11 protein-coding genes and 1 tRNA gene are annotated in these 10031 nt (G+C 39.5%); 9 read left to right on the top strand and 3 right to left on the bottom strand.

Annotated elements, in window-relative coordinates; genetic code table 11:
- Positions 1–66 precede the first annotated feature (66 nt).
- The 5 genes from ACLIJJ_RS25620 to tsaD all read left to right on the top strand — a co-directional run bounded on the left by ACLIJJ_RS25620 (position 67) and on the right by tsaD (position 2918).
- Positions 67–140, top strand: a tRNA-Met gene (locus ACLIJJ_RS25620).
- Positions 141–281: 141 nt separating this feature from the next.
- Positions 282–737 (top strand): tRNA (adenosine(37)-N6)-threonylcarbamoyltransferase complex ATPase subunit type 1 TsaE, encoded by a 456-nt coding sequence (gene tsaE, locus ACLIJJ_RS25615; RefSeq protein ID WP_233319042.1) that lies wholly within the window; start codon positions 282–284, stop codon positions 735–737.
- On the top strand, positions 734–1432 hold the full coding sequence (gene tsaB / locus ACLIJJ_RS25610) for a tRNA (adenosine(37)-N6)-threonylcarbamoyltransferase complex dimerization subunit type 1 TsaB (protein WP_237940586.1): 699 nt from the start codon (positions 734–736) through the stop codon (positions 1430–1432). The genes tsaE and tsaB overlap by 4 nt, the downstream gene beginning before the upstream one ends.
- Before the next feature lie 20 nt (positions 1433–1452).
- On the top strand, positions 1453–1899 hold the full coding sequence (gene rimI, locus ACLIJJ_RS25605) for a ribosomal protein S18-alanine N-acetyltransferase (protein ID WP_233319037.1): 447 nt from the start codon (positions 1453–1455) through the stop codon (positions 1897–1899).
- Positions 1899–2918 (top strand): tRNA (adenosine(37)-N6)-threonylcarbamoyltransferase complex transferase subunit TsaD, encoded by a 1020-nt coding sequence (gene tsaD, locus ACLIJJ_RS25600; RefSeq protein WP_237940588.1) that lies wholly within the window; start codon positions 1899–1901, stop codon positions 2916–2918. Before rimI ends, tsaD begins: the two co-directional genes overlap by 1 nt.
- A gap of 211 nt (positions 2919–3129) precedes the next feature.
- Here tsaD and ACLIJJ_RS25595 read toward each other — a convergent pair whose 3' ends face one another.
- Positions 3130–5055 carry an ABC-F family ATP-binding cassette domain-containing protein gene (locus tag ACLIJJ_RS25595; RefSeq protein ID WP_411411884.1) on the bottom strand — a complete coding sequence of 642 codons (1926 nt, stop codon included), beginning with the start codon at positions 5053–5055 and terminating at the stop codon, positions 3130–3132.
- 146 nt (positions 5056–5201) lie between these two features.
- On the opposite strand from ACLIJJ_RS25595, the gene moaC reads away from it, so the two are divergent.
- Both moaC and ACLIJJ_RS25585 read left to right on the top strand, forming a co-directional pair.
- Positions 5202–5693, top strand: a complete 492-nt coding sequence (gene moaC / locus ACLIJJ_RS25590; protein ID WP_233319030.1) for a cyclic pyranopterin monophosphate synthase MoaC — start codon at positions 5202–5204, stop codon at positions 5691–5693.
- A gap of 50 nt (positions 5694–5743) precedes the next feature.
- Positions 5744–6406 (top strand): redox-sensing transcriptional repressor Rex, encoded by a 663-nt coding sequence (locus ACLIJJ_RS25585; RefSeq protein ID WP_233319027.1) that lies wholly within the window; start codon positions 5744–5746, stop codon positions 6404–6406.
- 62 nt (positions 6407–6468) lie between these two features.
- Here the strand turns inward: ACLIJJ_RS25585 and ACLIJJ_RS25580 are convergent, their stop codons facing one another.
- A complete protein-coding gene (locus ACLIJJ_RS25580) occupies positions 6469–6684 on the bottom strand; it encodes a YdiK family protein (protein ID WP_233319025.1) in 216 nt (71 codons plus the stop codon).
- On the bottom strand, positions 6681–7409 hold the full coding sequence (locus ACLIJJ_RS25575; RefSeq protein ID WP_411411883.1) for a CPBP family intramembrane glutamic endopeptidase: 729 nt from the start codon (positions 7407–7409) through the stop codon (positions 6681–6683). Before ACLIJJ_RS25575 ends, ACLIJJ_RS25580 begins: the two co-directional genes overlap by 4 nt.
- Before the next feature lie 382 nt (positions 7410–7791).
- Here ACLIJJ_RS25575 and groES point away from each other — a divergent pair, with 382 nt between their 5' ends.
- The gene (gene groES, locus ACLIJJ_RS25570) at positions 7792–8076 is read left to right on the top strand and encodes a co-chaperone GroES (protein ID WP_127742660.1); all 285 of its coding nucleotides are present in this window, start codon (positions 7792–7794) and stop codon (positions 8074–8076) included.
- A gap of 52 nt (positions 8077–8128) precedes the next feature.
- Positions 8129–9760 carry a chaperonin GroEL gene (gene groL, locus ACLIJJ_RS25565; RefSeq protein WP_233319021.1) on the top strand — a complete coding sequence of 544 codons (1632 nt, stop codon included), beginning with the start codon at positions 8129–8131 and terminating at the stop codon, positions 9758–9760.
- Positions 9761–10031 lie beyond the last annotated feature (271 nt).

Raw genomic sequence — 10031 nt, 5'->3', positions numbered from 1 at the left:
CGATGGTAGTTGGGGGCTCTCCCCCTGTGAGAGTAGGACGTCGCCAGGCATATTTAATATTACCGTCGCGGGGTGGAGCAGTCTGGTAGCTCGTCGGGCTCATAACCCGAAGGTCGCAGGTTCAAATCCTGTCCCCGCAATCAAAGCAGAAAATCCTTAGGGTCTAACCTAAGGATTTTTTTTTAGAAAAAGAAACATGCTGTATTTATTAGGAAAGTTCTAGCACTATCTATATAATGAAGATAGGCTAAAAATAATATAGGACAAACTGGGTGAGTTTTATGGATAAATATATGTGGACAACAAATAATGCTGATGAGACAATGGCTTTTGCTGAAAGACTTGCTGAGCTTTTGGATCAAGGTGATGTACTGACATTAGAAGGAGACTTAGGTGCAGGAAAAACAACCTTCACAAAGGGACTTGCTAAAGGGCTAGGCATTACAAAAACAGTAAACAGCCCAACCTTTACAATTATTAAGGAGTATGCGGGCAGGCTTCCGCTTTATCATATGGATGTTTATCGTGTCGAGGATGCCTTTGAGGACCTTGGTTTTGATGAGTATTTTCATGGCAATGGAGTTACAGTGGTAGAATGGGCACACTTAATAGGGGAACAGCTGCCTGAAGAGTATTTAAACATAAGTATTCATTATAAAAATGAAACAGGAAGAGAAATTGTGCTAACCCCCTATGGGTCTAGATATGTGCAAGTATGTAAGGAGTTAATGAAATGAAAATACTAGCAATTGATACTTCCAATCTTGTATTGGGAATTGCCATTATGGATCAAGATAAAGTAATTGGAGAATATATTACGAATTTAAAAAAGAATCATTCTGTCAGGGCAATGCCGGCAGTAGAGATGCTGATGAAGGAATGTGACGTGAAACCAGCTGATTTAACAAAGATAGTGGTTGCTAAAGGTCCTGGTTCTTACACAGGTGTCCGAATAGGAGTCACAATTGCGAAGACTCTTGCTTGGACATTAAATATTCCTCTTGTTGGTGTTTCGAGCCTTGAGGTATTGGCAGCAAGTGCAGGCCGATATTTTCCTGGCAGTGTAAGTCCGTTGTTTGATGCAAGAAGGGGGCAAATTTATACAGGGCTGTACAAGTTTTCAGATGGAGCAGTAGAACAGCTGGAAAAAGACCAGCTTATTCTGGCAAAGGATTGGGTTAGCCGGTTACGAGATGAGCAAGGCAAGGTTTTATTTACAGGTAATGATCTGTCTATCCATAAAGAGCTGCTTGAAGCTGAACTAAAAGATATTGCTGTATTTGCTGATTATGCTGACTTTAATCCAAGACCGGCAGTGCTGGCGAGATTGGGGCAAACGAGGGAAGCAGAAGAGGTTCATCCGTTTACTCCAAATTATATTCGTTTGGCTGAGGCAGAAGCGAATTGGCTTAAGGCAAATAATAAAGAGTAAAAAGGAAGAGAGTAGGTATCATGGAGGATTATCTTTTTCGGGATATGACGATTGGGGATATAGATAAGGTACACATGGTTGAAACACTTTCTTTTAGCACACCATGGAGTAAAGAGGCCTTTTTTAATGAGCTGACAAAGAATCGGTTTGCCAAGTATATAGTTATAGAACATGGCGAACAGTTGGTTGGTTATATTGGAGCATGGATTGTTATAGATGAGGTTCATATAACTAATATTGCCATATTGCCTGATTTCCGGGGGCAAAAGCTTGGAGAAAAACTATTAAGAGCAATGATGGAAGAAGCGAAAAAGCAGGAAGCTAAGTCTATGACATTGGAAGTAAGGGTGACAAATATAGTTGCTCAAAACTTGTACAAAAAGCTTGGTTTCCAAAGCGGCGCTATCAGAAAGAATTATTATACCGATAATCAAGAAGATGCTTTAGTAATGTGGGTGAAAATATAATGATAAAAGATGTATTAATAATGGGAATGGAAACAAGCTGTGATGAAACAGCTGTATCCATCGTTAAAAATGGAACGGAAATCTTATCGAATGTTGTTGCTTCACAAATCGAAAGCCATAAAAGATTTGGCGGTGTTGTCCCAGAGATTGCTTCTAGGCATCATGTTGAACAAATAACATTGGTCATTGAAGAAGCACTGCGCACTGCTGATGTTTCTTACGAAAATTTAGATGCAATTGCTGTCACAGAAGGACCTGGACTTGTCGGTGCTTTGCTTGTTGGTGTTAATGCTGCTAAGGCAATCAGCTTTGCACATGGCATTCCTCTTGTTGGTGTTCATCATATTGCTGGCCATATTTATGCGAATCAGCTTGTGGATAAGTTAGAATTCCCGCTGTTATCTCTAGTAGTCTCAGGGGGACATACAGAGCTTGTCTATATGAAGGAGCATGGTCATTTTGAAGTAATTGGTGAGACAAGGGATGATGCAGCAGGAGAAGCATATGATAAAGTAGCAAGAACGCTAAATCTGCCGTATCCAGGAGGACCTCATATTGACAGGCTTGCCGCAGAAGGAAAGCCATCAATTAAGTTGCCGCGTGCATGGCTAGAAGGCAGTTATGACTTTAGTTTCAGCGGGCTGAAATCAGCAGTTATCAACACGGTTCATAATGCTGAACAGCGAGGGGAAACCATAAAGCCAGAAGATTTGGCGGCAAGTTTCCAGGAAAGTGTCATTGATGTGCTGACAACAAAAGCCTTTGACGCAGCAAAAGAGTATAAAGTAAAACAAGTAGTCCTAGCAGGCGGAGTAGCTGCAAATAAAGGATTAAGGTCTGCGTTGGAAAAGAAATTTTCAAGCCTTAATGATGTCAGACTGACAATACCGCCATTATCTTTATGTACAGATAATGCTGCGATGATTGCTGCTGCAGGAACAGTTTTCTATGAGAAGGGACAAAGAGCTTTCTCTGATTTAAATGGAAATCCTGGGTTGGATATTACTATCCACAACTAGAAATAGGTATAGGTCTAAATCCCTGTTGAAAAACAGGGGTTTTATTTTAGGATATAAACAGAAATGTCCACAACACTGTGGATAATGTGAGTAAAATCAATAGAAATTGTGGATAATGTGAATAAATCTGTGGAAAGCTAGTTTAATAACTATTTTTATGTGGATAAATATGTGGAAAAAAAGTACTGGGCAAATCACTGCCCAGTACTTTTTACTTATCTGACAATTCAGTCCACTCATCCATAAGGTTGTCGATTTCGCTTTTAAATTCTTCTAGTTCTTTGTTCAGTGCAAATACCTTTTCATGGTCTTGGAAGATGTCAGGCTCACAGAGCTTTTCCTCATGATCTGCTACCTTTTGTTCCAAGCTTTCGATTGTTTTTTCAATTTCTTCAATTCTGCGCATGCGCTGCCGTTCTGCTTTCTTAGCTTCCTTATCTTGTTGATAAGATGTTTTTTCAGTATTATCAACAGCAGGAGCAGAATTGGAAACGGCTGTTTCCATTGCCAGCAACTCTTCTTGTTCGAGTTTCTTCTCTACATAATAGTCATAGTCTCCAAGATATTCCGTTGAACCTTCCTGTTGAAGCTCAATTACTTTTGTAGCAATTCGGTTAATGAAATAACGGTCATGGGAAACGAATAATAGAGTACCAGGATAATCAATTAAAGCATTTTCAAGCACTTCTTTGCTGTCTAGATCAAGATGGTTTGTTGGCTCATCTAAAATCAGCACATTTGGCTTTTCCATCATAAGCTTTGCAAGAGCAAGTCTAGCCTTTTCCCCGCCGCTCAGTGAATTGACAATCTTTAGTACATCGTCTCCTGAGAAGAGAAAATTACCTAGAACGGTTCTAATTTCTTTTTCAGGTCTTAGTGGGAACTCATCCCACAATTCATTTAATACTCTCTTGTTCGAATGGAGTTCTGCTTGCTCTTGGTCATAATAACCAACCATGACATTTGTTCCCCAAGCTGTTGCGCCTGCATGCTTGTCTATTTTTGAGATAATTGTTTTTAGTAATGTTGATTTACCGACACCGTTAGGTCCCACTAAAGCAACACTGTCTCCTCTGGTTAATTGGAAAGAGATATGTTCAGAAACAGTGTTTCCCTCGTAACCAATCGCAAGATCCTGCACCTTTAACACATCATTGCCGGATTGCTTCTCAATTTGGAATCCGAAAGAAGCTGACTTTTCATCACCATCAGGACGCTCAAGACGGTCCATTCGATCCAGTGTTTTTCTTCTGCTTTGAGCTCTTTTTGTTGTCGATGCTCTAGCAAGATTCTTTTGAATAAATGTTTCTAGCTTAGCAATCTCTTCTTGCTGCTTTTCATATACCTTCATATCTCTTTCGTAATTCTCAGCTTTTTGCTGAAGGTAAGAGCTGTAGTTACCATTGAACTTTTGGATATTGGTTCTGGAAAGTTCATATATTTGGGTTACAACTTTATCAAGGAAGTAGCGGTCATGGGAAACAATTAAGACAGCACCATCGTAGCCTTGCAAATATTGTTCCAGCCATGATAGGGTCTCAATATCCAAATGGTTAGTCGGCTCATCCAAAATTAAAATTTCAGGGGTTGTCAGCAAAAGCTTTGCTAAGGCAAGTCTTGTCTTTTGTCCGCCGCTTAATGTAGATATTTTTGTGCTGTAATCAAAGGAACCGAAGTTCAAACCATGAAGTACAGAACGAATATCAGCTTCATACTGATAACCGCCATTTTCCTTAAAGTTATATTGAAGAGTATCATATTCCTTCAATATCTTTTCGAATCTTTCCGGTTGGCTGCTTATGTCAGGGTCTGCCATCTGCTGTTCCAGCTTTCTTAGCTCAGCTTCCTGCTGCTGAAGGCCTTTAAATACGGTCAACATCTCATCCCAAATGGACAGATTAGATTCGAGCCCTGTATTCTGAGCAAGATAACCTATTTCTACATTTTTTGGTTTAATGATTTCCCCAGTATCATATGAAAGGTGGCCAGCGATCATCTTTAGCAATGTCGATTTTCCAGCACCGTTTCGGCCTACTAACGCGATTCTATCTCTTGTTTGCACTTCTAATTTTATATTGGATAAGATAATTTCAGCTCCAAAGTATTTGGAAAGTTGATTCACTTGTAATAGTATCATTGCGTAATTCACCTCAGAATGTATGTATATCAAGTGTAACTTATATACGTGGGAAACCGCAATAAAGGCAATCGCAGGCAGTGAAAATTCTTTAATGATACACTTTAGAAGGAAAATAGTGTATGATTTGCTTAGAGGTGTTAAAAATGAAGAGTTTTACACACTTTAATGATGAGGGCCGAGCGAAAATGGTTGATATAAGCGAAAAAAGCGAAACCGCTCGCATAGCAGTTGCCCACTCAAGCATTATAGTAAATAAATATATATACGACAGCATCATCCATAATACGATAAAAAAAGGAGATGTTTTGGCTGTCGCCCAAGTAGCAGGCATCATGGCAGCAAAGAAAACATCTGACTTAATACCGATGTGCCATCCCATCTCTTTGAAAGGGGTCGATATTTCTTTTCGTTGGGAAGAAGAAGGACAAGAACAAGAAGCTTACCGTTTAGTAATAGAAGTATCAGCAAAGACGATTGGGAGCACCGGCGTGGAAATGGAAGCACTGACTGCAGCATCCGTCACGGCATTAACGATTTATGATATGTGTAAAAGCATTGATAAAGGAATGGTCATCGGCGAAACTTACTTGCTTGAAAAATCAGGCGGTATCAATGGTCCATACAAGAGGGTTTAAAGTTTATCAGGAAAGATAGATGTATTATTAATTACAGGTAGGGGATTACAATGAGCAATGAGATAATGAAGATACCGCAAGCTACTGCTAAGCGGTTGCCTTTATATTATCGCTTCTTAAAAAATTTACATTCTTCAGGGAAACAAAGGGTTTCATCTGCCGAATTAAGTGAGGCAGTTAAGGTAGATTCAGCTACCATCAGAAGGGACTTCTCGTATTTTGGAGCATTAGGGAAAAAGGGTTACGGATATAATGTAAACTACCTGCTTTCCTTTTTCCGGAAGACATTGGACCAAGATGAGCTGACGAAGGTTGCCCTGATTGGTGTGGGTAATTTAGGGGTTGCCTTCTTAAACTATAACTTCTTGAAAAACAACAATACAAAAATAGAAGTGGCATTTGATATTGCAGAAGATAAGACAGGAACGTCAATTGGAGAGGTAGATATCCATCATATGGATGATTTGGAGAAGGTCATTTTAGAGCATGATATCCAGGTTGCCATCTTAACTGTTCCGGCAGCAGTTGCCCAAACGATTACTGATCGTTTAATAGACTGCTCTATTAAAGGCATTCTGAACTTTACACCAGCTCGGCTGACTGTGCCTGCTAGTGTACGAATTCATCATATTGACTTGGCTGTTGAACTTCAATCTCTAGTCTACTTCCTTAAACACTATCCGACTCCAGCAGATGAAGCGGAAGAGGAATGAGCCACAAAAAAAGCAATTATAAATGCTTCCATTTATAATTGCTTTTTTTATTATATATGGCATTATCTCTCCTGATTTTTGCGGGTAGCCTTTTTAATCATAAAATGGAAGGAAATGAGCCGGATTCCAGTGCCTATATCAAATGTCGCCAGTATGACAAGTATATAGGAGAAGAAGCCCCATCCTCCATGATCACGGACTGATTGAACAGCAAAATAGGTAAATAAAGCACCAAGTATTAAATAAAGTATTCCAGAGAGTAATGCTGATTTCCTCATAAAAATCCTCCAATAAATTGTGAAATGTTCTCCATATTTCGCTGCCATTCCTGGATGGCATCCAGATTAAACTGGATGATGACGACCAGTGTGTTCATTGACACATGAGCAAAAATAGGAACCCAGATTCTTTTTGTTCTTACATAAAGGAAAGCAAAGGTGAAACCCATGCTGGCGTACAGCAAGATATGTACAAATTCCATGTGTGCTGCTGCAAAGACTAGAGAACTGATCAATGCAGACAGGAAAAAGCCTAGTCGTTTATAGAGTACCCCGAATATGATTTTCCGAAAAATGATTTCTTCTAAGATTGGACCGACAACGCTGATAACTATAATCACAAGCGGAGAATACTCAACAAAGGTCATAAGCTGCTGTGTATTTTCTGATTCTTGTTCAATTCCTAATGCCATTTCGATTGAACCGGCTATTGATTGAGCAATTAAGGAAAGAAAGATACCTGCCACTGCCCAGCCAATGCTTGCAGGGATGCTTGCGGGATTTTCGCGGAGCGGATTCCTCATCTCATGGCGAAGCAGGAAAAGAACAACGAGCAATGTGACAAGGAAGCTGAAAATCAGCCAAATAACGACAGAAGCCATGCCAAGCTCTGCAGAATCATATCCCATAAGGTTGCCGAAAAACATGACAATCGGAACGCCAATTAAGGTAGATAATTGCATAGCAATATACGATATTACAATAATCCAATATTCTTTTTTCAAGATATCGTACTCCTTTTCGATATTCTAATATATAAATTAATCATATAAACTTTTGAGCATTAGTATTCTTCGCATTCAGCAAATGCTGTCTTTTGCACAAACATGATTAGAATTAGTAATACACATACTATTTATTCTACTAATAAGTGCGTGCTTACTCAAATAGAACACATTAAAAAAGAGGAGATTTTATGAATAAAGTCGAAGAAAGAGTGTATACTTCTTAAAGGCGTGTACAGGGCAGTATAATTTTTTGTAAAATCTAAGGCTTGTCTCTTGCAAATTATAAAAAGATTAATTAATATAATAATTGTGTTAGCACTCAAGAGTGATGAGTGCTAATAATAATAAATTTACATATTATTTGAGGAGGTTGTTTCACTTGTTAAAGCCATTAGGAGATCGTATTGTTATTGAGCTTGTTGAAACAGAAGAAAAAACTGCAAGTGGCATCGTGCTACCTGACTCTGCTAAGGAAAAGCCGCAAGAAGGCAAAGTAGTAGCAGTTGGTAACGGCCGTGTTCTAGACAACGGAGAGCGTGCTGCACTTGATGTATCTGTTGATGATGTAATTATCTTCTCAAAATATTCTGGAACTGAAGTTAAATATGAAGGGAAAGAATATTTAATCCTTCGCGAAAGCGACATTTTGGCAATCGTACAATAATTTGAAATTAATATATAAGAAATAACATAAATTCTTGAGGAGGTTTTTTAAAATGGCTAAAGATATTAAATTTAGTGAAGAAGCGCGCCGCTCTATGCTTCGTGGTGTAGATGCACTTGCTGATGCAGTTAAAGTAACACTTGGACCTAAAGGACGCAATGTCGTGCTTGAAAAAAAATACGGTTCACCGCTAATTACAAATGACGGTGTTACTATCGCAAAAGAAATCGAGTTGGAAGATGCATTTGAAAATATGGGTGCTAAACTTGTAGCTGAAGTTGCAAGCAAAACAAACGATGTTGCTGGGGACGGTACAACAACTGCTACAGTATTGGCACAAGCGATGATCCGTGAAGGACTTAAAAACGTAACTGCTGGTGCAAACCCAATGGGTATCCGCAAAGGGATGGACAAAGCGATTTCAACTGCTATTGAAGAGTTGAAGGCTATCTCAAAACCAATCGAAGGCAAAGCTTCTATCGCACAAGTAGCTGCTATCTCTGCTGCTGACGAAGAAGTTGGCCAATTGATCGCAGAAGCTATGGAACGCGTTGGCAACGACGGTGTAATCACAATTGAAGAATCTAAAGGCTTCACAACTGAATTAGATGTAGTAGAAGGTATGCAATTCGACCGCGGATACGTATCTCCTTACATGGTAACTGATTCAGATAAAATGGAAGCTGTTCTTGATAACCCATACATCTTAATCACTGACAAAAAGATTTCTAACATTCAAGAAATCCTGCCAGTGCTTGAGCAAGTAGTTCAACAAGGCAAGCCATTATTGATCGTAGCTGAAGATGTAGAAGGTGAAGCAAACGCTACATTGGTAGTGAACAAACTTCGCGGAACTTTCACAGCTGTTGCTGTTAAAGCACCAGGCTTTGGTGATCGCCGCAAAGCAATGCTAGAAGATATCGCTGTATTGACTGGCGGAGAGGTTATTACAGAAGATCTTGGCTTAGATCTTAAATCTGCAACAATCGAATCATTAGGCCGCGCTGCGAAAGTTGTTGTTACGAAAGAAAACACAACAATTGTAGAAGGTGCTGGAGATTCAGCAAACATCGCATCACGCATCAACCAAATCCGCGCTCAATTAGAAGAAACTACTTCTGAATTCGACCGTGAGAAATTGCAAGAGCGTCTTGCTAAACTTGCAGGCGGAGTTGCTGTCGTAAAAGTCGGCGCTGCGACTGAAACAGAATTAAAAGAGCGCAAATTGCGCATTGAAGATGCATTGAACTCTACTCGTGCTGCAGTTGAAGAAGGTATTGTAGCTGGTGGTGGTACTGCACTTCTAAACGTATACAACAAAGTTGCTTCTATTGAAGCAGAAGGCGACGAAGCTACTGGTATCAACATCGTTCTTCGCGCAATCGAAGAGCCGGTTCGTCAAATTGCTCACAACGCAGGTCTTGAAGGATCAGTTATCGTTGAGCGCCTTAAAAACGAAGCAGTTGGAACAGGATTCAACGCTGCTAACGGTCAATGGGTTAACATGATCGAAGCTGGTATCGTTGATCCAACTAAAGTTACTCGTTCTGCACTTCAAAACGCAGGAAGCGTTGCTGCTATGTTCTTAACAACAGAAGCAGTAGTTGCTGACAAGCCAGAACCAGCAGGTAGCGCTGCAATGCCTGATATGGGCGGCATGGGCGGAATGGGCGGCATGATGTAAGGCCGTTTACGCCTAACATCTGATAAATAGTTGCAACTATTTTACCTAATACTAAACCCCACTTCTTTTTTTAAAGAAGTGGGGTTTTTTTGCGTTACTATCCCAATGTATACTTTTTTTAATTACATAAATCGCCCTGCTTGTTTCAAGTACTATAATAAAATGGGATAATTATAAACTATTTGAATGAAAGCGTTTAATAAATATCAATCAAACATATTTACTGATATAGCTAAGATGATTAATTAAGTAATAGGTGTTTAGCAGTCTT

This window comes from Niallia laureatilytica, assembly GCF_046613985.1.
GTDB lineage: Bacteria > Bacillota > Bacilli > Bacillales > Cytobacillaceae > Niallia.
This window is presented reverse-complemented; position numbering and strand designations above follow the sequence as displayed.